The following is a 21,013-nucleotide window of genomic DNA, read 5'->3' as shown; positions in this document are numbered from 1 at the left end:
TCATCTTCTTGCGGCAGGCTCGGGCGGAGCCGGATCGCTCCTCCTCCTATTGGACACCCGGCCCGGGAGTGATTTCCAGACCCGGGCGGGCGGGAAAGGCGGTCGCACGTTGATCCGCTTCGGACGGGAACGATTCCTGTCGACAATGAGTACCCGGAGCAGGACCCTCCGCGATTGTCGGGGAATTCGCCGATCCGCCCGCGCTCCGGGTCACTCGCCGGTGCGGCCGTCGAGGTGTTCGCGGAGGAGGTCGGCGTGGCCGTTGTGGCGGGCGTACTCCTCGATCATGTGGGTGAGGATCCAGCGCAGCGACCAGCTCTGGTCGCCGGCGGGGCCGCGGTAGTGTCCGGGGACGTCCAACGACGGGGCGGTGGCGACGAGTTCCCGGGCGTGGGCGCACTCGCGGCGCCAGACGGTGAAGGCCTCGTCCGGGTCGGCGTCGTCGACGTCGAACTCGGCGAAGCCGCCGTCGGGGTGCTTCCAGAAGCCGGGGTGGGCCTCGTTGTTGAGGACGTTGCGGAACCAGCCGCGCTCGACCTCGGCGATGTGCCGGGTCAGGCCGAGCAGGGAGAGCGGGGAGGGGAGCAGGGGGCGGGCGCGGAGCTGGTCGGTGGTCAGCCCGGCGCACTTCATCGCGAAGGTGTCGCGCTGGAAGTCCAGGAAGGCGGTCAGGGTGGCGCGTTCGTCGCCGAAGCGGGGGGTCTCGGTGCGGGCGGCATCGGCGAGGTCGTAGGCGTCGGTCATCCGGCCATGGTGACAGGAACGGGTCCCACCGGCACGGGAATTAGAAGGGGGCGAGCCAGTCCAGGGCGGCCCCGACGCTCTCCGCGACGGGGACTCCGGCCGGCGGCCGCGGGCGGTCCACGACCACCACGGGCAGGCCGAGTTCGCGCGCCGCGGTGAGCTTGGGGGCGGTGGCCGCGCCGCCGCTGTCCTTGGTGACCACGACGTCGATCCGGTGCTCGCGCAGCAGCGCGCGCTCGCCGTCCAGGGTGAACGGGCCGCGGTCGAGCAGGACGTCGAGCGAGGCCGGCAGCGGCGGCTGCGGCGGGTCGACCGAGCGGGCGACGAAGTGCAGGCCGTCCAGGTGGGCGAAGGCGCCGATGCCCTGCCGGCCGCTGGTGAGCAGCACCCGCCGGCCGAGGGACGGCAGCAGCCGCGCCGCCGAGTCGAGGGAGGGCACGCGGTGCCAGCGGTCGCCGGGCACCGGCGCCCAGCCGGGGCGGCGCAGGGCGAGCAGCGGCACGCCGGTCGCCGCGGCGGCCTCGGCCGCGTTGCGGGACATCACGGCGGCGAACGGGTGGGTGGCGTCCACCACCGCGTCCACCCGTTCGGCGCGCAGCCAGGCGGCGAGGCCCCCGGGGCCGCCGAAGCCGCCGATCCGCACCTCGCCGGCGGGCAGCCGGGGCTCGGCGACCCGCCCGGCGAGCGAGCTGGTGACCCGCAGCGCGGGGCGGTCGGCGGCCAGGGCTGCGGCGAGGGCGCGGGCCTCGGTGGTGCCGCCGAGCAGCAGGACGTGCGCCATCACGCGCCGCAGGGCCCGTGCGGGCGCTCGCGGTCCGCGGAGTAGAGGTGGCTGTCGCGGAACTGCTCGGCGCCCAGCGTCCGCCCGACGATGATCACCGCGGTGCGGACCACGCCCGCCGCCTTCAGCTGACCGGCGATGTCCCCGACGGTGCCGCGCAGCACCAGCTCGTCCGGCCGGCTGGCCATCGCGACCACGGCCGCCGGGCAGTCGGCCCCGTAGTGCGGCAGCAACTGCTCGACCACGTCGTCCACGTACCCGGCGGCCAGGTGCAGGACGAGCAGGGCGCCGCTGCGGCCGAGGGTGGCGAGGTCCTCGCCCGGCGGCATCGGGGTGGCGCGCTTGGCGATCCGGGTGAGGATGACGGTCTGGCCGACGGTCGGCACGGTCAGCTCGCGCTTGAGCGCGGCCGCCGCGGCGGCGAAGGCCGGCACCCCGGGCACCACCTCGTACGGCACCCCGGCCGCGTCGAGCCGGCGCATCTGCTCGGCGACGGCGCTGAACACGGACGGGTCTCCGGAGTGCAGCCGGGCGACCTCCTGCCCGGCGGCGTGCGCGCGGACCAGCTCGGCGGTGATCTCGTCGAGGGTGAGGTTGGCGGTGTCGACCAGCCGGGCGCCGGGCGGGCACTCGGCCAGCAGCTCGCGCGGCACCAGGCTGCCGGCGTACAGGCAGACCTCGGCGCGGGCGAGGATCCGCTGGCCGCGCAGGGTGATGAGGTCGGCGGCGCCGGGGCCGGCCCCGATGAAGTGGACGGTCACGAGGCGTTCTCCTGAGGGGTGAGGGGCGCGGGGGAGACGGCGGGCCCGGCGGCGGGCTTGACGGCGGACCACTGGGTGACCGGCATCGCCTGGCGCCAGCCGGTGAAGCCGCCGACCGGGACGGCGTGCGCCACCGCGAGCCGCAGCAGCTCGCCGCCGTGCCGCCGGTACCACGTGGTGAGCAGCGCCTCCGACTCCAGGGTCACCGTGTTGGCGACCAGCCGGCCGCCGGCCGGCAGCGCGGCCCAGCAGGCGTCCAGCAGGCCGGGCGCGGTGAGCCCGCCGCCGACGAACACCGCGTCCGGCGCGGGCAGCCCGGCGAGGGACTGCGGCGCGGCGCCGGTGACCACCCGCAGCCGGGGCACGCCGAGCGCGGCGGCGTTGCGGGCGATCCGTTCGGCGCGCACCGGGTCGCGTTCGACGGTGACGGCCCGGTTGTCGCGGTGGGCGCGCAGCCACTCGATCGCGATCGAGCCGGAGCCGCCGCCGACGTCCCAGAGCAGTTCGCCGGGGACCGGCGCCAGGGTGGCCAGCGTGGCGGCGCGCACGTGCCGCTTGGTCAGCTGGCCGTCGCTCTCGTAGGCGCCGTCGGGCAGGCCGGGGACGACCGGGGTGCGCGGGCCGTCGGCGGGCAGCTCGACGGCGATGACGTTGAGCGGGTCGCCGGGCGGGTGTGGCCAGCCGTCGGCGGGCCCGTCCAGCTGCCGCTCGCCGGGGCCGCCGAGCTGCTCCAGGACCCGCAGCCGGGCGGCGCCGTGGCCGCCCGCGGTGAGCAGCGCGGCGACGGTGGCGGGGGTGGCGGCGCCGGCGCTGAGCACGAGCAGCCGGCGCCCGGGGTTGAGGGCGAGCCGCAGGGTGTCCAGCGGGCGGCCGACCAGGCTGACCACCTCGGTGGCCTCCAGCGGCCAGCCGAGCCGGGCGCAGGCGTACGCGACGGAGGAGGGGTGCGGCAGGACGCGCAGCCGTTCGGGGCCCGCGGTCTCGGCGAGGGTGCGGCCGATGCCGTAGAACATCGGGTCGCCGCTGGCCAGCACGGCGAGCGGGCGGCCGGCGTAGCGGTCGAGCAGTCCGGCGACGGCCGGGCGCAGCGGGGAGGGCCAGGGCACCCGTTCGGCGGTGACCTCGCCGGCGGGCAGCAGGTCGAGCTGGCGGGGGCCGCCGAGGACGGCTCCGGCGGCGCGCAGCGCGGCGCGGGCGGTGCCCGCGAGGCCGGGCCAGCCGTCGGCCCCGATCCCGACGACGGTGATCGGCGGTGGCTGCTGGGGCACCGGTGGGCTCCTCGGGGCAGGTCGTGGACGCGGGGGGCCCGGGCAGCCTACCTGGCGGTATCCGCCCGGCGATCAGCCAGGGTGCGTGCCCGGTCGCGCGGGGTTAGCGTCGTGCGGGGGACACCTCCGGGGGGACCTGAGCACGCAACGGAGGACAGCATGTCCGAGTCAGCGGTCCCGTACACCACCAACAACTCCGGTATCCCGGTGCCGAGCGACGACAACTCGCTCACGGTGGGCAGGGACGGCCCGATCCTGCTCCACGACCACTACCTGATCGAGAAGATGGCGCAGTTCAACCGGGAGCGGGTGCCGGAGCGGGTGGTGCACGCCAAGGGGGCCGGGGCGTACGGCGTCTTCGAGACGACGGAGGACGTCAGCCGGTACACCAGGGCGACCCTGTTCCAGCCGGGCAAGCGCACCGAGATGCTGGCCCGCTTCTCGACCGTGGCCGGTGAGCAGGGCAGCCCGGACACCTGGCGCGACCCGCGCGGCTTCGCGCTGAAGTTCTACACCGAGGACGGCAACTACGACCTGGTCGGCAACAACACGCCGGTCTTCTTCGTCCGCGACACGATCAAGTTCCAGGACTTCATCCGCTCGCAGAAGCGCCGCCCCGACAACGGTCTGCGCGACCACGACATGCAGTGGGACTTCTGGACGCTCTCCCCGGAGTCCGCCCACCAGGTCACCTGGCTGATGGGCGACCGCGGCATCCCGAAGTCCTACCGTCACATGAACGGGTACAGCTCGCACACCTATCTGTGGATCAACGCGAGCGGCGAGCGGTTCTGGGTGAAGTACCACTTCAAGACCGACCAGGGCGTCGACTTCCTCACCCAGGAGGACGCCGACCGGCTGGCCGGCTCGGACCCGGACCTGCACCGCGAGGACCTCTGGCAGGCCATCGACGGCGGCAACCCGCCGTCCTGGACGCTGCACGTGCAGGTCATGCCGTTCGACGACGCGCCCGGCTACCGGTTCAACCCCTTCGACCTGACCAAGGTCTGGCCGCACGGCGACTACCCGCTGATCCGGGTCGGGACGATGACGCTGAACCGCAATCCGGAGGACTACTTCGTCCACATCGAGCAGGCGGCCTTCGAGCCGGCCAACCTGGTGCCGGGCATCAGCGTCTCGCCGGACAAGATGCTGCTCGGCCGGATCTTCTCCTACCCGGACACCCACCGGTACCGGATCGGGCCCAACTACGCCCAGCTGCCGCCGAACCGGCCGCACGTGCCGGTGCACTCCTACGCCAAGGACGGGCCGATGCGCTTCGACCCGGCGCGGACGGGCGCGCCCTACGCGCCGAACTCCTACGGCGGCCCGGCCGCGGACCCGAAGGCGTACGACGACCCGGCGGCCGGCTGGCACAGCTCGGGCGACATGGTGCGCGAGGCGTACTCGCTGCACGCCGAGGACGACGACTGGGGACAGGCGGGCACCATGGTCCGGCAGGTGCTGGACGACGCGGCGCGCGACCGGCTGGTCTCCAACATCGTCGGGCACCTCAAGGGCGGGGTGAGCGACCCGGTGCTGGAGCGGGCGGTGCAGTACTGGCGCAATGTCGACAAGACGCTGGGCGACCGGGTCGCCAAGGGCGTCGGCAAGGGCTGACCGGCCGGCGGCAGTGGCGGCGCCGGGGGCGGCAGCGGGTACCAGGGGCGCGGGTCCAGCAGGGCCCGCGCCTCAGCCGCGCCGGCGCCAGTCGCCCGAGGCGATGAGCGCCGGGTGCGCGCGCAGCCGGGCCGCGACGGCCGGCCCGGCCAGGTACACCCAGGCGTCCGCCGCCGCGCCGTCCTCGGTGCGGACGGCGAGCCGCTCGCGCACGTAGGTGCCGAGGCCGTCCGGCCGGCAGTCCTCCAGCCGGTCCAGTGCGGCGAGCGCCGCCGGGTAGGCGGCCGGGCGGACGGTGACCAGCTCGCCGGTGATCCGCCGCCCCGGCGCGGGGTCCGGCACGGCGTACGGGAAGCCGGGACCGTCGTGCAGCGCCGCGCCCTCCAGGGCCGCCGCCCGCACCCCGGCGCACCGGCCGGCGAGGAAGCGCGCGTGGTTGCGCTCCCCGGTGAGCAGGGTGCCGTAGACGAAGAAGGGCAGCGCGGGCACGTGGGGTCCTCCTGGATCGGGGCCTGGTCGACGGTCGATGGTGCCCGTCTGGTGATACCCAGTGGCGCGCGGGGTGTCCGATGCGCTGTCATGGCGGGTGCACCTGCCAGTACCGTCCGAGGGGGACACCCATGACAGCTCCAGCCGAGCGCATACCGGCCGCGTCCGCGGAGCCCGCGCCGACGGAGCCCGCGCAGGCCGACGCCGTGCCGGCCGACGCCGCGCCGGTCGACGCCGTGCCGACCGCCGCCGTGCCGGCCGCGGGGCGGCTCGGGATGGCGGTGTGGGTGGCGCTCGCCGTGGTCTACGTGGTGTGGGGCTCGACGTACCTGGCGATCCGCATCGCGCTGGAGACCATGCCGACCTTCTTCTCCGCCGCCGCCCGCTTCCTGACCGCCGGACTGCTGCTCGTGGCGTTCGTGGCCGTCCGCCACGGGCGCTCCGCCCTGCGGGTGGACCTGCGGCAGCTGGGCTCCGCCGCCCTGGTCGGCGGCCTGCTGCTGACCGGCGGCAACGGGCTGGTGGTGCTCGGGGAGAACTCGATCCCGTCGGGCCTGGCCGCCCTGCTGGTCGCCGCCGTGCCGCTGTGGATGGTGCTGCTGACGGCGGCCGGCGGCGACCGCCCGAGGCCGGCCGAGCTGGCCGGGGTGCTGCTCGGACTGGTCGGCCTGGGGGTGCTGTCCGCCCCGGCGATCGGCGGCGACATCGCGCCGGTCGGGGTGATCGCGGTCCTCGTCGCCACCGTCAGCTGGGCGTTCGGCTCCTACGCCTCCAAGCGGATCCGGATGCCCGGAAGCGTGTTCGCCTCCAGCGCCTACCAGATGCTCGCCGGCGGGCTCGGCAATCTGCTGATCGGACTGGCCCGCGGGGAGCAGTACGGCCTGCGTCCCGGCGACATCTCCGTCCGCTCCTGGCTGGCCCTGGGCGGCCTGGTGGTGTTCGGCTCGGTGGTCGCCTTCACCGCGTACGCCTGGCTGCTGCGCTCCGCCCCGCTGACCCTGGTCGCCACCTACGCCTACGTGAACCCGGTGGTGGCCGTGCTGCTGGGCTGGGTGGTGCTGGCCGAGCCGCTGACCGGCCCCACCCTGCTGGGCGGGGCGGTCGTGGTCGCGGGCGTCTGCCTGGTGGTGAGCGTCAGCCGGTCGCCGGGGCGCTCGCCCGCTCGTAGGTCCGCACGGTGACCCCGTTGGGGAAGGCGTGGGAGTCGGCGAGCGCGAAGGTGTGCGGGGCGAAGCCCGCGCGGAACAGCGGCACGCCGGCGCCGATCGCCACCGGGTACTGCTTGATCACCAGCTCGTCGATCTCCGGTAGCAGCGCACCGGCCAGCTCGCCGCCGCCGCAGAGCCAGATGCCGAGGCCGTCCTGCCGCTTGAGCTCCCGGACCACCTCCAGCGGGTCGGCCGGGGTGACCTCCACCGCGGGGTCCGGGCTCTCGGTGAGGCTGCGCGAGAAGACGATCTGCCGCAGGTGGGCGTAGGGGCTGGTGAGGCCGATCGCCAGCCCCGGGTCGTAGGTGCCGCGGCCCATGACCACGGTGTCGAAGCGCTTGTTGGGCGCCTCGGCGATTCCCATCGCGGCTCGCCCGGGGGTCGGCAGGGTCTCCGGGTACTCCGCGCACATGTGGGAGAGGTAGTCCCCGCCGACGTACGACATGAGGAACTGGTAGTCGCCGTCCGGGGCGGCGATGAAACCGTCGATGGTGGCGCCGACGTAGTACGTGAGCTTTCGCATCCACATCCTTGGAACGTGTTGGTCGTCGAGGTCCGCCGGGCTGTCCCGCCCGGCGAACTACGACAGTTATAGTACTTTGACTGTAGTGGTTGCAAGAGTTTTCCTGAGGGAGCTTCAGCGATGGCCCAGAACCCCGCCCGCCGCGTCGCGCTCACCGACGCGGCCATCGACGTCCTCGCCGACCAGGGCGCGCGCGGACTCACCTTCCGCGCCGTGGACGTCCGGGCCGGCGTCCCGGCCGGCACCGCGTCCAACTACTTCGCCAGCCGGGACGACCTGCTCCACCAGACCGCCCGGCACATCCACCACCGGCTCACCCCCGATCCGGCCGTCATCGCCGACCTGCTGCGCGCGCCCCGCGACCGGGCCCTGGTCACCGCCCTGATGCACGACCTGCTGCGCCGCATCGACGCCGAGCGCTCCGGCTACCTCGCGATGCTCGAACTGCGCCTGGAGGCCACCCGCCGACCCGACCTGCGCACCCAGCTCACCACCACCATCCGCGAGCAGCTGGAGGCCAACATCGCCTACCACCTGGGCGAGGGCTTCCCCGGCGACCGCGAGACCGTCGTCACCCTCTACCTGGCGATGACCGGCCTGCTCGTCGAGCACCTCACCCTCCCCGACGTCCTCGGCCCCGACACCCTCCCCGCCCTCGTCGACACCCTGGTCGCCCGCACCGTCCCGGAGGCCTGATCAGCCCTCCGCCGCGATCCGCCGGACCGCCTCCTCGACCCGGTCCGCCCGCTCGGGCACCGTGGCCGCCGGAACCTCGATCAGCCGGTAGCCGCGGGCCCGGTACACCTCCTCGTGCAGCCGCTCGAAGGCGAGCGCGTCCGCGAGGGAGATCCGGCGTGCGGCCGTCCGCTCGACGAAGCCGAGTCCGCGGACGAAGAACACCTCGCGCCGGTAGGTGGCCTCGGCCTCGACGCGGTCCAGTTCCGCGGTGAGCGCCGGGGAGGCGGGGAGGCCGAGGAAGATCCTGAGCGCCTCGGTGCACACCGGGGAGCGGTCGTGGAACCGGAGCGCGCCCGCCGACGGCCCCGCCACGGCCGGGGCGAGGGCCCGCTGCAGAGCCGCCACCTCGTCCACGAAGCCGCCCCGCTCCCACGGCGCCGCCTCCCCGGTGGCCTGCCGTCGGCCGATCACCTCGGTCGCGGCCTCCCGCACGACCTCGAAGCCGCGCCGCGCCAACTCCTCCAGGAGTGTGGTCTTTCCGGAGCCCGGGGCGCCGGTGAGGACGAATCGTCGCACGGTGTGCCGCCGTCCTCTCAGACGAAGCGGATGTGGCGGGCGCCGACGGCGGCGCGGCGCAGCCGGGCGCGCAGCGGGCCGTCGGTGTCGGGGGCGAGGGTCAGGCCGGTGCGGGCGGCGAGGTGGTCGGCGACCTGGGAGACGCTCAGGTGGTGGGTGTGTACGTGCTCGCCGAACTCCGCGCCGCTCAGCCGCTCCAGGCAGTGGTCCAGCCGGGAGACCGCGAAGCTCTCCCGGCGCAGCGGCGCCTCCTTGCCCGCGACCAGCTGCACCGCCCGGCCGAAGCCGCGCTCGCGCAGCCGGCGCAGCACCTCCTCGCGCTCCGCGAGCAGCGCGAAGTGCCGGACGTCGTGGCCGCGTTCACGCAGCCGGCCGACGGTCTCGGCGAGGTGGCCGGGCTCGGTGACCGTCATCGGGACGATCACCGTGCCCCGGTGGGCGGCGAGGGTGCGGTCCAGGACCTCGAACACGCCCTGGCGCCAGGCCGGCAGGTCCCGGAAGTCGCCGCGCAGCGGCCTCGGGGTCATCCGGTGGAGGCCGAAGCCGACCTCCTCCGGGTCGCAGACGACGCTGCCGGGCAGCCGTCGCGCCACCTCGTGCGAGACCTGCGTCTTGCCGCCGCCGAACGGGCCGTTGATCCACAGGAGCATGCCCAGCACCCTACGCCGCGGCGCCCCGCACCGCTCGGCCCTCACCCCGCCGGGTCGGACCAGGTGGCGAGGAGGGTGCTCAGCGTGACGCCCGGGCCCAGGCCCAGGACCAGGCCGCGCGAGCCCGGCGGCGGGGGCGTGCGGTGGGTGCGGGCGAGCACCGAGAAGACCGTCGCGCCGCCCAGGTTGCCCTCCTCGGCGAGCACGTCCCGGGAGTGCCGCAGAAAGGCGCCGTCCACGTCGAGCAGCGCCCCGAGCCGCTCCAGGATCGCCGGACCGCCGGGGTGCAGCACCCCGAAGTCCAGCGCCCGGCCGCCGTGCCGGTCCAGCCAGTCCAGCAGGGCCGGGCCCAGGTCGGTGACCGAACGCAGTGAGGTCCGGGTCGAGGCGAAGTGGTCGCCGCGGTGGTCGGTCAGTTTGCGGTAGCGATCGGTGGTGCGCGGGATGGTGTACTCGAAGCAGTGCTCCAGCCGCAGCCCGGGCGTGCGCGGCTCGGCGGTGACCACGGCGGCGGCCGCGGCGTCACCCCACAGGCCCTTGTAGATCTGGTCCTCCACCGCGGTGCGGCTGTGCTGGTACATCGAGGAGAGCGACTCGGCGGCGACCACCAGCACCACGCCGGCCGGGTTCCAGGCCAGGAACCGCCGGGCGGCGATCAGCACATGGGCGCCGCCCGCGCAGGCCAGCTGGCTCATCGGCAGGCGGCTGACGTCCGGGCGCAGGCCGAGGTTCTGCTGGAGGTGGACGTCCAGCCCGGGGACGGCGTCGCCGGTCGCGCTGGAGACGATCACGCAGTCGACCCGGTCGGGCCGTAGGCCGGCGTCCGCCAGCGCCTCGCCGGCGGCGCGTTCGGCGGCGGCCAGCAGGTCGGCGAAGGTGGTGGTCTTGCGCTCGGCGGCGGTGCGCCCGGGGGAGGCGACCATCTCGTAGGGGCGGAAGTAGCGGCGGGTGCCGGGCAGGTTGCCGAGGGCCAGCCGGACGGTCTGGGCCTGGCGCGGCGGGTAGTCCGGGTTGCCGGCGAGGATGTCCTCGCGGATCCGCTCGGCCGTCACGGTGTACGGGCCGAGGGCGAGCGCGGGGCGGCTGACGTGGGCGGTGGGGGGAGCGGGGGGAGTGGGGGTGGTGCTGGGCATGCGGATGGTTCCTTGCGGGCGGTGCGCGCCGTGCCCGGCCGGGCACGGCCCGGTCACGCTACCGGCCGGTACCCGCCGGCCCCCGGCCGGTTCCCCGAAGCGCCCGCGCCGGAGCGGATCATTCGAGTACCATCCGTCAGGTGCCCGGCCCGGCGGGGGGACCCGGGCGGGCCGGGGGAGTGGGCTTCATGGCGGGTACCGACGGGCGGACGGCGACGGCGGACGCGCACACGGACTCGGCGGCCACGGCGGCCCCGTTACCCGACCCGCCGCGCGCCCTGTGGCGGCGGCGGAACTTCGCCGCCCTCTGGTCCGCCCACACCGTCAGCCAGTTCGGCACCCAGCTGAGCTTCTTCGTCCTGCCGGTCCTCGCGCTCACCGTCGTCGGCGCGACGCCCGGCCAGCTCGGTCTGGTCTCCGCCGCCGAGACCCTGCCGTTCCTGCTGGTCGGCCTGCCCGCCGGCGCCCTGCTCGACCAGTGGGACCGGCGGCGGGTGATGGTCGTCGCGGACGCCGGACGCGCGGTCGCGCTCGGCGTCGTCCCGCTCGGCTACGCGCTCGACCTGCTGAGCGTGCCGCTGCTCTGCGCGGTCGCCTTCGTCACCGGCCTGTTCACCGTCTTCTTCGACATCGCCGACCAGGCCTTCCTGCCCGGGGTCGTCGGCCGCCGCGAGGTCGCGGCCGCCAACAGCCGCCTGGAGTTCTCCCGTTCGGCCGCCGAACTCACCGGACCCGGCCTGTCCGGCCTGCTGCTGCAGTGGGCGACCGCGCCGCTGATCCTGCTCGCCGACGCGCTCAGCTACCTCGTCTCGGCGCTGCTCCTCGGCGTGATCCGACCCCCGGCGCCGCCCGCCGGGGCCGAACCGGGCCCGCCCGCGGCCCGGGAGCGGATGCGCACCCGGATCGCCGAGGGCCTGCGGTTCGTCCTGCGCCACCGGGTGCTGCGCTCGCTCGCCCTGGCCACCGCCGTCGCCAACCTGGCCGGGCTCGGCGGCGCGCTCGGCGTCCTGCTGCCCGCCTTCGCCCTGCGCGACCTCGGCCTCTCGCCGGGGAAGTTCGGCCTCGCGCTGATGGTCGGCAACGGCTGCGCCCTGCTCGGCGCGGTGTTCACCGCCCGGCTGGTCCGGGCGCTGGGCCTGGGCCGGCTGCTGCTGGCCGCCCGGTGCCTGCCCGGGCTCGGCCTGCTGCTGCTCGCCACGGCCGAGCCCGGGCGCGCCGTTCCCACCCTGGCGGCGGCGGCCGGGCTCATCGCCTGCGGCGTCACCGCCTACAACATCGCCCAGGTCAGCCTCCGGCAGGCGGTGACCCCGGCGGCGCTGCAGGCCCGGATGAACGCCTCGGTCCGCTTCGTCGTCTGGGGCACCCTGCCGCTCGGCGCGGCCGCCGGCGGCCTGCTCGGCTCGGTGGCGGGCCTGCGCCCGGCGATCTGGGTGGTGACCGGGGTGGCGCTGCTCTCCGTGCTGCCGCTGCTGCTCACCCGGGAGGTCCGGACCCTCGCCGGATTCCCGGACGAGAGCGGAGCGTGACGGTGCGTCAGGCGAGGTAGGGGGGCCGCCCGGCCCACCAGTGGCCGGGCGCGTCGGCCTCGCGGCTGGTCCAGAACTCGATGAGGCCGGAGACGAACTCCTCGGCGGACAGGGTGCCGTCGCCGTCCAGGTCGAGCCGGTGGAACGCCTCGTCCGCGTCGTCGCGGGAGAGCGCGGAGAAGTGGCCGCGCTGGAAGACGAAGAACTCGCCCGCGTCCACCGTCCCGCTGGAGTCCACGTCGGCGACGGCCAGGAACGCCTCGGCGAGCGCCCCGAACACGGTCCGCGCGGCCACCGGGTCGTCGGCGAGCGCGCGGGTCGAGGCGACGAACTGCCGGCGGCTGATCGCGGTGGTCCCGATCGGCAGGTGGGAGACGTGCAGGTCCCGCCAGATGGCGAGGTAGGCGGCGACGATCCGCCGCTCGGCGCCCGACCCCTCCGCGTGTCCCAGCGACCGGGCCACCGCGCGGCCCATCAGTACGTGGTCGTGCTCGGTCAGCAGACCGTCCCCGTCCGCGTCGAGATGGTCGAACCCGTGGTTGATTCTCGCGAGCAGCAGTTCCTCGGACACGTCTCCCCCGGCTGGTCGGTCCCGGTAGTCACAACAGGCATCAGTCACAACGGTCGGACGCAGCACGCTAACCCGCCGGGCGCCGGGTGCGCAGCCGAAGCGGCGAAGTGGAGACGCGGCGTCCGGCGGGTTGGCGGCCCCGCCGGTCAGTCCGCCTGCTGGAGCGCCGCGTCCGCCAATCGCTCGGCCAAGTCGCCGAACGCCGTCCGCAGTTGCTCGTCGCCGATGCCGTTGGCGTAGCCCTGGAAGGCGAGCGCGGCCTGGGCCTGGACGGCCGGGGTGGCGTAGCCGGGATCGATCGGGAGGGGGCCGGTGGGCGGCCAGGGCAGCGGCCAGTGCCGGGGCCACGGGATCCGGCCGTGCGGGGTGCCGCACCAGTCGTCGCCCACCTCGGCGAGGATCTGCCGGGCGTCGCCGCCCGAGACGCGGGCGGTGATGGCGGCGTTGGCGACCGCGCCCACGGTGCCGGCGACGGCGAGCCGCAGTTCGGCGGCGGCGGGCGGGAGGGGCTGCGGGTTCAGCCGGGCCACGTCGGCGGCGCCGTCGGCGTGGGCGGCGAGGCGGGCGCCCGCGACGACCCCGAGGGCGAAGCCGTGCGGGATCAGTCCGTCCAGGGCCGCGGGGTTGAGGCGGCCCACGAGCGTGACCAGGGAGACGGATCGGTGGACGAGCGTGGTCATCGGGTAACCCCTTCTCCGGGGGGACGGGTGTGGCCGTGCGCTCACGACCGGTGACCGATCGTAGGCGGAGCGGCCGCGGAGAAGGGGGACCGACACCACCGGCCGCCGCCGCTCAATGGGCGGCGGCGAGCAGTTCGCGGGTGTACGCGGTGTGCGGGGCGGCGAAGAGCCGGTCGCGGTCGGTGGATTCGACCAGCCGGCCGCGGTGCATCACCGCGACGCGGTCGCAGAAGTGGCGGACCACCGCGAGGTCGTGGGAGACGAACAGGAAGGCGACGCCCAGGCGTTCGCGCAGCTCCATCAGCAGGTTGAGCACCTGGGCCTGGACCGAGACGTCCAGGGCGGAGACCGGCTCGTCGGCGATGATCAGCCGCGGCTCGGGGGCGAGCGCCCGGGCGATGCCGATCCGCTGGCGCTGGCCGCCGGAGAACTCGTGCGGGTAGCGGTCGAGGTGGGCGGCCGGCAGGCCGACCTGCTCCAGCAGTTCGGCCGAGCGCTCGCGCCGCTGCCCGGCGTCCAGCGCGGTGTGCAGGCGCAGCGGGGTGTCCAGGGTCTGGGCGACGGTGCGGCGCGGGTTGAGCGAGGCGTACGGGTCCTGGAAGACCAGCTGGACCTCCTTGGCGATCCGCCGCCGCAGCGCCCGGTCGGGCCTGGTGGCGTCCAGGCCGTCGTAGCGGACGGCGCCGGCGGTGGCGGGCTGCAGGCCGGCCAGCACCCGGGAGGTGGTGGACTTGCCGGAGCCGGACTCGCCGACCAGGCCGAGCGTCTCGCCGGGCGCGATGCGCAGGCTGACGCCCTCGACCGCCCGGACCGGTCCGGGCCGCTCGCGTCCCGGCAGGCGCGGGCCGCGGCGGCCGGGGAAGTGCACGGCGAGGTCCTCGACCTCGGCCAGCCAGGGCCCGGGCGCGGCCGGGGTGCTCCCGCCGGTCGCCGCGGTCGCCGCGGTCGCCGCGGCCGTGGGCCGGGGCCGGGGCGCGGGCGAGGGGTCGTCGACGGTCGGCAGCGGCGTGCCCGGGACGGAGTCGAGGGTGAGCGCGGCGCCCACCAGGGCCCGGGTGTACGGCTCCCGGGGCGCGGCCAGCAGGGCGGCGGTCGGCGCGCTCTCCACCGGCCGGCCGCCGCGCATCACCAGGGTGCGGTCCGTGGTGCCGGCGACCACCCCGAGGTCATGGCTGACCAGCAGCACCGCGGTGCCGTGCTCGCGCTGCAACTCGCCCAGCAGGTCCAGCACCTGGCGCTGGACCCGGGCGTCGAGCGCGGTGGTCGGCTCGTCGGCGATCAGCACGTCCGGGTCGTTCATCAGCGCCATCGCGATCATCACCCGCTGGCGCATGCCGCCGGAGAACTGGTGCGGGTAGTCGCGCACCCGGGCGGCCGGGATGCCGACCCGGTCGAGCATCGCCGCCGCCCGCCGGCGGGCCTCGGCGCGGCCCGCGTCGGGGTGGTGCAGCCGGTACATCTCGGCGAGCTGGGCGCCGACGCCGTGGAAGGGGCTGAGCGAGGTGAGCGCGTCCTGGAAGACCAGGGCCACCCGGCCGCCGCGCACCCGCCGCAGCACGGACTCCCCGGCGCCCACCAGCTCCTGCCCGGCCAGCCGGATCGAGCCGGTGACGGTGGTGGTGCGCGGGTCGTGCAGGCCGAGCACGGCGAGGCCGGTGGCGGACTTGCCGGAGCCGGACTCGCCGACCAGGCCGAGCACCTCGCCGCGGGCGAGGTCGAAGGAGAGGCCGCGCACGGCGCCGACGGGCGCCCCGCCGCGCGGGTCGGCGAAGGTGACGGAGAGGTCCCGGACGCTGAGCACCGGCTGCTCGGCGTCCGGCCAGGCGGCCGGCCCGGCGCCGGGCTCGGCGGTCTGTGCGGCGGTCTGCGCGGCGTCCTGCGGGAGGCGGTGCGCGGGTGCGGGTTCGGGGGTCATGGCGGCGGGCTCCAGACGGGCGGGGCGGGGCGGTCAGCTGAGGCGGATGCGCGGGTCGAGCCAGGCCACCGCGAGGTCGGCCAGCGCGACGAACAGCACGACGAAGCAGGCGGCCAGCAGGACGGCGCCGACCACGGCCGGCAGGTCCTGCCCCTCGACGGCCTCGATGGCGAACCGGCCGACGCCGTTCAGCCCGAACACCGTCTCGGTGATCACCGCGCCGCCGAGCAGCGCGCCCGCCTCCAGGCCGAGCAACTGCACCAGCGGCCCGGCGGCGCCGCGCGAGGTGTACTTGAGGTGCGCGCGCAGCCGCCCGAGGCCCTTGCCGCGGGCCGTGCGGACGTACTCCTCGTTCATCGTCTCCAGCAGCTGCGAGCGCGACAGCCGGGCGAACACCGCGGAGTTGACGAAGCCGAGGACGATCCAGGGCAGCAGCATGCCGCCCGCCCAGGCGGCGGGGTCGGTGGCCGGCGGGGTGTAGGAGGGCAGCGGCAGCAGTCCGGTGGTGTAGACCAGACCCCACTGGGCGACGTAGCCGAGGAAGTAGATCTGCACGCTGGCGCCGACCAGGGTGAAGCCGGAGAGCAGCTTGTCCGTCCGGGTGCCGTGCCGCAGCGCGGCGACGAAGCCGGTGCCGAGCCCGAACAGGACCAGGACGGCCAGCGCGCCCGCCGCCAGCGAGACGGTGACCGGCAGGTGGTCGACCAGCGCCTCGGTGACCGGCTGGTGCAGCCGGTAGGAGTAGCCGAGGCAGGGCGCGTCGCAGCGGATCGTGGAGCCGTCGACGTCCAGGATGTCCCGGCCGGCGACGATCCCGGAGAGGTAGTCGGTGTACTGGGCGAGCAGCGGCTGGTCCAGGCCCATGCTCGTGCGGACCGCCGCGACCTGGCCGCTGTCGCAGCGCGGACCGCAGGCGGCGCGGGCGGGGTCGGCCGGGCCGGCGTAGAAGAGGGCGAAGGCGGCGGCGGAGACCGCGGCCAGGACGGCGAGCGCCTGGAGGATCCGCCGCAGGGCGAAGGAGAGCATGGTGGCCGGTCCGGGTTCGGGGGGCGTCGGGCTGGCGGGCCCGCCGCGCGCACCGGGCGGCGCGCGCGGCGGGTCCACCGGGGACTTCGGATCAGGACTTGAGGTACAGCCAGGCGAGGCTGACCGTCCCGTAGATCGGGTGGATGAACGCGCCGCCGACGTTGGAGCCGCGCAGCTGGTTCACCGTCGGGTAGCTGAACGGCAGCACCGGCAGGTCCTTCATCACCGTCTGCTCCAGCGCGTACAGCTCCTTGGCCTTGGCGTGCGGCTCGCCGATCTGGTTGATCCGGTCGATCTCCTTGTCCACCTCGGCGTTGTGGTACCGGGCGGAGTTGAGGTCGCTGTTGGCGCGGCCGTCGAAGGAGAACGGGATCAGCGTGGAGGGCGTCGGCCAGTCGACCGAGCTGGTCTCCTCCCAGAGGTCGTACGGGGAGTCGGCGCGGTGCGCCTCGTCCAGCAGGGCCTTGGGGTCGACCGGCTTGGGCACGACGGTGATGCCGGCCTTGGCGAAGCCGTCCACCAGCACCTGGGCGACCCGCTGCCCGTTGGGCGTGTTGGCGTACGCGTAGGTGAGCGGAGCGGGCGGCTGCTTGGCCTTGGCGAGCGCGGCCTTGGCGGCCTCCGGGTCGCCCTCCGGCCTGGCCGGGTTGAGGTCGTACTTCTGCCAGTCGACCAGCGCGGGCGAGCTGAGCGTGGTGGCGAGGTCGCCGGCCCGGGTGCCGCCCTGGACCTGGCGGGCCTGCTGGCGCGGGTAGGCCAGGTTGAGGGCCCTGCGGACCTCGACGTCGTTCACCCGCTCGTTGTTGATCATGAGGTAGGTGACGAAGGCGCCCTGCCGGCCGGAGACCACCTGCTCCTTGGCCTTCGGGTCGGTGTCCACCGTCTGGTACAGCTCGGGGGAGAGCACGGTGGCCGCCGTGGTGGCGTTCTCGCCGCCGTCGCGCCCGGCGAGGATCTCCTGGTTGATGTTGAGCGCCTCCTTCCCGAAGGTGAAGACGAACTTCTCCGGGTACTGGCTGCGGATCGGGTCGGTCTCCGCCTTCCAGTGCGGGTTGCGCTCCAGCACCATGCGGGTGTTCTGGACGTGCTCGACGATCCGGTACGGGCCGGTGGCGAACGGCTGGCGGTCGTAGTCGGTGCCGGTGTCCTTGTCCTGGCGCACCGGCGAGGAGGAGGACTGCGCGGCCATGTACGGCACGTCGGCCTGCGGCTGCGGGAAGTGGAAGACGATGGTGCGCTCGTCCGGCGTCTCGATCGCGGCGAGGTCGCCGTCCTGCGGGCCGCCGTACTTCTTGCGGGCGTCGTCGTAGCTGGCCTCGCCGGTGAGCCACTGCGGCCAGTACGGCGGGCCGACCTCGTAGCCCTTGCCGAAGGAGCGCTCGATGCCGTACTTGACCTGCTGGGAGGTGATCGGCTGGCCGTCCTCCCAGGCCACGCCCGCCTTCAGCTTGTACGTCCAGGTGCGGCCGCCGTCGGCGGCGGTGCCGGTGTCGGTGGCGAGGTCGCCGACCAGCTTCGCCTTGCCGTCCACCACCTGGTACTGGGTCAGCTGGCGGCCCCAGAGCAGCGAGGTGTTGTAGGTGGCGCCCGCGTACACCTTCTGCGGGTCCAGGTGGCGGAAGTCGGTGGCGTTGTACACGTTCACCGTGCCGCCCTGGCGGGCGCCGGCGACGGCGGGGGCCGGGCCGGCGCTCTCCTGCTCGGTGCCGAGCGCGGCGGTCAGCGGCGAGGTGTCCTTGCTCGCCGCGCCGGGGCCGGCGGTGGAGGAGGAACCGGTGCCCGCGCCGGCCGAGCAGGACGTCGCCAGCAGGGCGGTCGCGAGGACGGCGAGGGACGGTCTGATCCAGCGCATGGCGAATCTCTCCTTGCCCCGGGGGCTCCGGGGCGGTCGGGTGAAGGTGAACGGTGAAGCGGTGAAGGATGAAGCGGTGAAGGGGTGAGCGGGAAGGGCCTCAGCGGGCGGCGCGCGGGTCCAGGGCGTCCCGGACGGCGTCGCCGAGCAGGTTGAAGGCGAGCACGAAGAGCAGCAGCGCCACGCCGGGGAAGACCATGTACGTCGGGTCGGCCTGGAAGACCTCGGAGCCGCGGGAGATCATCCGCCCCCAGTCCGGGACCGGCTCGGTGACGCCCACGCCGAGGAAGGACAGCACCGCCTCGGAGGCGACGAAGGTGGGCACCGCCATCGTGGCGTGCACCAGCAGCTGCGCCCGGACGTTCGGCAGGAGTTCACGGAAGACGATGTGGAATCCGCTCGCGCCCATCGCCCGGGCGGACTGCACGAAATCCCTTTCCCGGAGCGACCGGACGGTGGCCCGCAGGGAAAGCGCGAGCGGAATCCAGCCGAACGCGGAGAAGACCAGGACGAGCACCAGGAACTGCATCCAGGCCGGTTCCGCGGTCCCCGGATCGACCAGCCGGGACTGGATCACCGGGCTCAGCGCGAGCAGCAGGAGCAGGGTGGGGAAAGCCAGCAGGACGTTCGAGAGGAAGCCGAAGAGCCGGTCGGTGATCCCGCCGAGGTAGCCGACCGCGACGCCCGCCAGCACCCCGAGGGTGGTGGTCACGGCGGCCGAGAGGAAGGCGATCAGCAGCGAGGTGCGGATCCCGTACAGCAACTGGGTGAAGACGTCGCGGCCCAGGCCCGGCTCCAGGCCGAACCAGAACTCCGCGGAGATGCCGCCGTTCGGCGCGACCGGCAGGCCACCGTCGCTGAGCAGGCCCGGAGTGTTCTGGCCGTAGTGCTCGGTGGGGTTCTTGCCGTACAGCGCGGCGATCAGCGGGGCCGCCAGGGCGAGCACCAGGAACAGCACCACCACGCCGAGCGCGACGGCTCCCGTGCGGTCGCGGCAGACGCGGCGCAGCAGGCTCTTCGGGGCGGGCGCCGGGGGCGGCGCCGGAGCGTCCGCTGCTGCGACTTGTTCGACCACTGCCATGAGAGCCGTACTCCCCGAATTCCGTGCCGCCCCATGGGTGGGGGTGCTTCGACGTGCATTTCCGGGCGGCGCTCCGAGGGTTTCCCGGGAAGCTCCGCCGGGCGTCATCAGATCGGATGCGGTGGAGTTTCCGCAAATCATTCCGGGGCGCCGGACAAGTGGTTCCGCCGCTTTGTTTCGAGAAATGTGACGGCTTCATTCCGCTGCAATACTGCCGTTGCAGAAGAACGGACATAGCGGGGCATAGCGCATGTCATGTCCGCCGTTGTCCCGCATGGTGAGATCTCCGCCACAGGCCGCCCGGCATTGGTACGATTCCGGCGGGCCGCGACTGGCGCGCACGGATGGAATCGACCATCGGGAAGCGGCCCCGTGCCGGATCACGCAGCAGTTGCCGAGCGCCTGGGCCCCCCGACTCCCCAGCAGGAGACCGCCATGGCCCCGCAGCCCCACACGGCCGCCACCCCCGCCGCCAACACCGCCTTCCGCTCCGCCCTCGACGTGGTCCGCGAGGCCGAGCCGCGGATCGCCGCCGCCATCGGTCAGGAGATCGACGACCAGCGCGCCTCGCTCAAGCTCATCGCCAGCGAGAACTACGCCTCCCCGGCCGTCCTGCTCGCCATGGGCAACTGGCTCAGCGACAAGTACGCCGAGGGCACCGCCGGCCGCCGCTTCTACGCCGGCTGCCGCAACGTCGACACCGTCGAGACCATCGCCGCCGAGCACGCCCGCGCCCTGTTCGGCGCCGACCACGCCTACGTCCAGCCGCACTCCGGCATCGACGCCAACCTCACCGCCTTCTGGGCCGTCCTCTCCCAGCGGGTCGAGAGCCCCGCCCTGGAGCGCGCCCGGGTCCGCAACGTCAACGACCTCACCGAGCAGGACTGGGCCGAACTGCGCCAGGAGCTCGGCAACCAGCGCATGCTCGGCATGTCCCTGGACACCGGCGGCCACCTCACCCACGGCTTCCGCCCCAACATCTCCGGCAAGATGTTCGACCAGCGCAGCTACGGCACCGACCCGGCCACCGGCCTGATCGACTACGACGCGCTGCGCGCCACCGCCCGCGAGTTCCGCCCGCTGATCCTGGTGGCCGGCTACTCCGCCTACCCGCGGCTGGTGAACTTCCGCAAGATGCGCGAGATCGCCGACGAGGTCGGCGCCACCCTGATGGTCGACATGGCGCACTTCGCCGGCCTGGTCGCCGGCAAGGTGCTCACCGGCGACTTCGACCCGGTGCCGCACGCCGACATCGTCACCTCCACCACCCACAAGTCGCTGCGCGGCCCGCGCGGCGGCCTGGTGCTGTGCACCACCGAACTCGCCGAGCACGTCGACCGGGGCTGTCCGCTGGTGCTCGGCGGCCCGCTCTCGCACGTCATGGCCGCCAAGGCGGTCGCCTTCGCCGAGGCCCGCCGCCCCGAGTTCCGCGTCTACGCCCAGCAGGTCGTGGACAACGCGCGGGCGCTCGCCGAGGGCCTGCTGCGCCGCGGCGGCACGCTCGTCACCGGCGGCACCGACAACCACCTCGTGCTCGCCGACGTCTCCGGCCACGGCCTGACCGGCCGCCAGGCCGAGGCCGCGCTGCTCGACTCCGGGATCGTCACCAACCGCAACTCCGTCCCGCAGGACCCGAACGGCGCCTGGTACACCTCCGGCGTACGGATCGGCACCCCGGCGCTCACCACCCGCGGCCTCGGCACCGCCGAGATGGACGAGATCGCGGCCCTCATCGACACCGTGCTGCGCGCCACCGCCCCGGCCGCCACCGCCTCCGGCGCCCCGTCCAAGGCCCAGTACACCCTGGACCCGGCGGTCGCCGAGGGCGTCGCCAAGCGCGCCGCCGACCTGCTCGCCGGCTTCCCCCTCTACCCGGGCGTCGACCTGGTCTGACCCCGCTGCCGCCGCCCGGACCGTTCGGCCGGGCCCGC

The 21,013-nt window shown here is 74.7% G+C and carries 20 protein-coding genes and 1 riboswitch; of the genes, 5 read left to right on the top strand and 15 right to left on the bottom strand.

What is annotated here, in order from left to right; genetic code table 11:
• Positions 1-210: 210 nt before the first annotated feature.
• From ABT093_RS14045 to cbiE, 4 genes are read right to left on the bottom strand one after another with little or no spacing between them, the layout of a single operon-like run.
• On the bottom strand, positions 211-744 hold the full coding sequence (locus ABT093_RS14045) for a DinB family protein (RefSeq protein WP_350563940.1): 534 nt from the start codon (positions 742-744) through the stop codon (positions 211-213).
• A 40-nt stretch (positions 745-784) separates the two neighbouring features.
• Positions 785-1,525 carry a cobalt-precorrin-6A reductase gene (locus ABT093_RS14040; RefSeq protein ID WP_350564052.1) on the bottom strand — a complete coding sequence of 247 codons (741 nt, stop codon included), beginning with the start codon at positions 1,523-1,525 and terminating at the stop codon, positions 785-787.
• Entirely contained in the window at positions 1,525-2,286 is a 762-nt protein-coding gene (gene cobM, locus ABT093_RS14035; protein WP_350563939.1) for a precorrin-4 C(11)-methyltransferase, read from the bottom strand. The genes ABT093_RS14040 and cobM overlap by 1 nt, the downstream gene beginning before the upstream one ends.
• Entirely contained in the window at positions 2,283-3,554 is a 1,272-nt protein-coding gene (gene cbiE, locus ABT093_RS14030) for a precorrin-6y C5,15-methyltransferase (decarboxylating) subunit CbiE (protein ID WP_350563938.1), read from the bottom strand. The genes cobM and cbiE overlap by 4 nt, the downstream gene beginning before the upstream one ends.
• Positions 3,555-3,713: 159 nt before the next feature.
• Between cbiE and ABT093_RS14025 the strand changes: the two genes are divergently transcribed.
• The gene (locus ABT093_RS14025) at positions 3,714-5,174 is read left to right on the top strand and encodes a catalase (RefSeq protein WP_350563937.1); all 1,461 of its coding nucleotides are present in this window, start codon (positions 3,714-3,716) and stop codon (positions 5,172-5,174) included.
• Between the two features lie 72 nt (positions 5,175-5,246).
• Here ABT093_RS14025 and ABT093_RS14020 read toward each other — a convergent pair whose 3' ends face one another.
• Positions 5,247-5,663, bottom strand: coding sequence for a gamma-glutamylcyclotransferase family protein (locus ABT093_RS14020; RefSeq protein ID WP_350563936.1), 417 nt, complete (start codon positions 5,661-5,663; stop codon positions 5,247-5,249).
• A 131-nt stretch (positions 5,664-5,794) separates the two neighbouring features.
• Between ABT093_RS14020 and ABT093_RS14015 the strand changes: the two genes are divergently transcribed.
• Positions 5,795-6,844 (top strand): EamA family transporter, encoded by a 1,050-nt coding sequence (locus ABT093_RS14015; protein ID WP_350563935.1) that lies wholly within the window; start codon positions 5,795-5,797, stop codon positions 6,842-6,844.
• Here ABT093_RS14015 and ABT093_RS14010 read toward each other — a convergent pair.
• Complete coding sequence (locus tag ABT093_RS14010) at positions 6,798-7,394, bottom strand: dihydrofolate reductase family protein (protein WP_350563933.1); 597 nt, start codon at positions 7,392-7,394, stop codon at positions 6,798-6,800. The two genes, ABT093_RS14015 and ABT093_RS14010, sit on opposite strands and share 47 nt — an antisense overlap.
• A 120-nt stretch (positions 7,395-7,514) precedes the next feature.
• Here ABT093_RS14010 and ABT093_RS14005 point away from each other — a divergent pair, with 120 nt between their 5' ends.
• Positions 7,515-8,090 (top strand): TetR/AcrR family transcriptional regulator, encoded by a 576-nt coding sequence (locus ABT093_RS14005; protein ID WP_350563931.1) that lies wholly within the window; start codon positions 7,515-7,517, stop codon positions 8,088-8,090.
• Here the strand turns inward: ABT093_RS14005 and ABT093_RS14000 are convergent, their stop codons facing one another.
• From ABT093_RS14000 to ABT093_RS13990, 3 genes are read right to left on the bottom strand one after another with little or no spacing between them, the layout of a single operon-like run.
• Positions 8,091-8,648 (bottom strand): AAA family ATPase, encoded by a 558-nt coding sequence (locus ABT093_RS14000; RefSeq protein WP_350563930.1) that lies wholly within the window; start codon positions 8,646-8,648, stop codon positions 8,091-8,093. It lies immediately after the preceding gene.
• Between the two features lie 17 nt (positions 8,649-8,665).
• Positions 8,666-9,298: an AAA family ATPase gene (locus ABT093_RS13995; protein ID WP_350563928.1), complete on the bottom strand. Its 633-nt coding sequence runs from the start codon at positions 9,296-9,298 to the stop codon at positions 8,666-8,668.
• Between the two features lie 41 nt (positions 9,299-9,339).
• Positions 9,340-10,431, bottom strand: coding sequence for a PhlD (locus ABT093_RS13990; protein WP_350563925.1), 1,092 nt, complete (start codon positions 10,429-10,431; stop codon positions 9,340-9,342).
• 188 nt (positions 10,432-10,619) lie between these two features.
• On the opposite strand from ABT093_RS13990, the gene ABT093_RS13985 reads away from it, so the two are divergent.
• Entirely contained in the window at positions 10,620-11,957 is a 1,338-nt protein-coding gene (locus ABT093_RS13985; RefSeq protein WP_350563922.1) for an MFS transporter, read from the top strand.
• A gap of 7 nt (positions 11,958-11,964) precedes the next feature.
• Here the strand turns inward: ABT093_RS13985 and ABT093_RS13980 are convergent, their stop codons facing one another.
• From ABT093_RS13980 to ABT093_RS13955, 6 genes are all read right to left on the bottom strand, one after another.
• A complete protein-coding gene (locus ABT093_RS13980; protein ID WP_350563919.1) occupies positions 11,965-12,528 on the bottom strand; it encodes an EF-hand domain-containing protein in 564 nt (187 codons plus the stop codon).
• Between the two features lie 146 nt (positions 12,529-12,674).
• Entirely contained in the window at positions 12,675-13,208 is a 534-nt protein-coding gene (locus ABT093_RS13975) for a hypothetical protein (protein ID WP_350563916.1), read from the bottom strand.
• Positions 13,209-13,320: 112 nt separating this feature from the next.
• Positions 13,321-15,123 carry a dipeptide ABC transporter ATP-binding protein gene (locus tag ABT093_RS13970; RefSeq protein ID WP_350563914.1) on the bottom strand — a complete coding sequence of 601 codons (1,803 nt, stop codon included), beginning with the start codon at positions 15,121-15,123 and terminating at the stop codon, positions 13,321-13,323.
• 33 nt (positions 15,124-15,156) lie between these two features.
• Positions 15,157-16,149, bottom strand: a complete 993-nt coding sequence (locus ABT093_RS13965) for an ABC transporter permease (protein ID WP_350563910.1) — start codon at positions 16,147-16,149, stop codon at positions 15,157-15,159.
• A gap of 91 nt (positions 16,150-16,240) precedes the next feature.
• Positions 16,241-18,001: an ABC transporter substrate-binding protein gene (locus tag ABT093_RS13960; RefSeq protein WP_350563907.1), complete on the bottom strand. Its 1,761-nt coding sequence runs from the start codon at positions 17,999-18,001 to the stop codon at positions 16,241-16,243.
• A 100-nt stretch (positions 18,002-18,101) separates the two neighbouring features.
• Positions 18,102-19,082, bottom strand: coding sequence for an ABC transporter permease (locus ABT093_RS13955; protein ID WP_350563904.1), 981 nt, complete (start codon positions 19,080-19,082; stop codon positions 18,102-18,104).
• 317 nt (positions 19,083-19,399) lie between these two features.
• Positions 19,400-19,497: riboswitch (ZMP/ZTP riboswitch) on the top strand.
• 20 nt (positions 19,498-19,517) lie between these two features.
• Between ABT093_RS13955 and ABT093_RS13950 the strand changes: the two genes are divergently transcribed.
• Positions 19,518-20,975, top strand: a complete 1,458-nt coding sequence (locus tag ABT093_RS13950; protein ID WP_350563902.1) for a glycine hydroxymethyltransferase — start codon at positions 19,518-19,520, stop codon at positions 20,973-20,975.
• The last annotated feature ends 38 nt before the right edge of the window (positions 20,976-21,013 follow it).

The sequence above is a fragment of the Kitasatospora sp. NPDC002551 genome (genome assembly GCF_040296005.1).
In the GTDB taxonomy this organism is placed as follows: domain Bacteria; phylum Actinomycetota; class Actinomycetes; order Streptomycetales; family Streptomycetaceae; genus Kitasatospora.
This window is presented reverse-complemented; position numbering and strand designations above follow the sequence as displayed.

What these genes read in the sequence shown, in the direction of transcription:
- ABT093_RS14010 (WP_350563933.1), bottom strand. Translation starts at nt 7,394, where the DNA reads ATGCGAAAGCTCACGTACTACGTCGGCGCCACCATCGACGGTTTCATC.
- ABT093_RS13970 (WP_350563914.1), bottom strand. Translation starts at nt 15,123, where the DNA reads ATGACCCCCGAACCCGCACCCGCGCACCGCCTCCCGCAGGACGCCGCG.
- ABT093_RS14045 (WP_350563940.1), bottom strand. Translation starts at nt 744, where the DNA reads ATGACCGACGCCTACGACCTCGCCGATGCCGCCCGCACCGAGACCCCC.
- ABT093_RS13960 (WP_350563907.1), bottom strand. Translation starts at nt 18,001, where the DNA reads ATGCGCTGGATCAGACCGTCCCTCGCCGTCCTCGCGACCGCCCTGCTG.
- ABT093_RS14005 (WP_350563931.1), top strand. Translation starts at nt 7,515, where the DNA reads ATGGCCCAGAACCCCGCCCGCCGCGTCGCGCTCACCGACGCGGCCATC.
- ABT093_RS13975 (WP_350563916.1), bottom strand. Translation starts at nt 13,208, where the DNA reads ATGACCACGCTCGTCCACCGATCCGTCTCCCTGGTCACGCTCGTGGGC.
- ABT093_RS13965 (WP_350563910.1), bottom strand. Translation starts at nt 16,149, where the DNA reads ATGCTCTCCTTCGCCCTGCGGCGGATCCTCCAGGCGCTCGCCGTCCTG.
- ABT093_RS14015 (WP_350563935.1), top strand. Translation starts at nt 5,795, where the DNA reads ATGACAGCTCCAGCCGAGCGCATACCGGCCGCGTCCGCGGAGCCCGCG.
- ABT093_RS13995 (WP_350563928.1), bottom strand. Translation starts at nt 9,298, where the DNA reads ATGCTCCTGTGGATCAACGGCCCGTTCGGCGGCGGCAAGACGCAGGTC.
- ABT093_RS13990 (WP_350563925.1), bottom strand. Translation starts at nt 10,431, where the DNA reads ATGCCCAGCACCACCCCCACTCCCCCCGCTCCCCCCACCGCCCACGTC.
- ABT093_RS13950 (WP_350563902.1), top strand. Translation starts at nt 19,518, where the DNA reads ATGGCCCCGCAGCCCCACACGGCCGCCACCCCCGCCGCCAACACCGCC.
- ABT093_RS13955 (WP_350563904.1), bottom strand. Translation starts at nt 19,082, where the DNA reads ATGGCAGTGGTCGAACAAGTCGCAGCAGCGGACGCTCCGGCGCCGCCC.
- ABT093_RS14025 (WP_350563937.1), top strand. Translation starts at nt 3,714, where the DNA reads ATGTCCGAGTCAGCGGTCCCGTACACCACCAACAACTCCGGTATCCCG.
- ABT093_RS14040 (WP_350564052.1), bottom strand. Translation starts at nt 1,525, where the DNA reads ATGGCGCACGTCCTGCTGCTCGGCGGCACCACCGAGGCCCGCGCCCTC.
- ABT093_RS13985 (WP_350563922.1), top strand. Translation starts at nt 10,620, where the DNA reads ATGGCGGGTACCGACGGGCGGACGGCGACGGCGGACGCGCACACGGAC.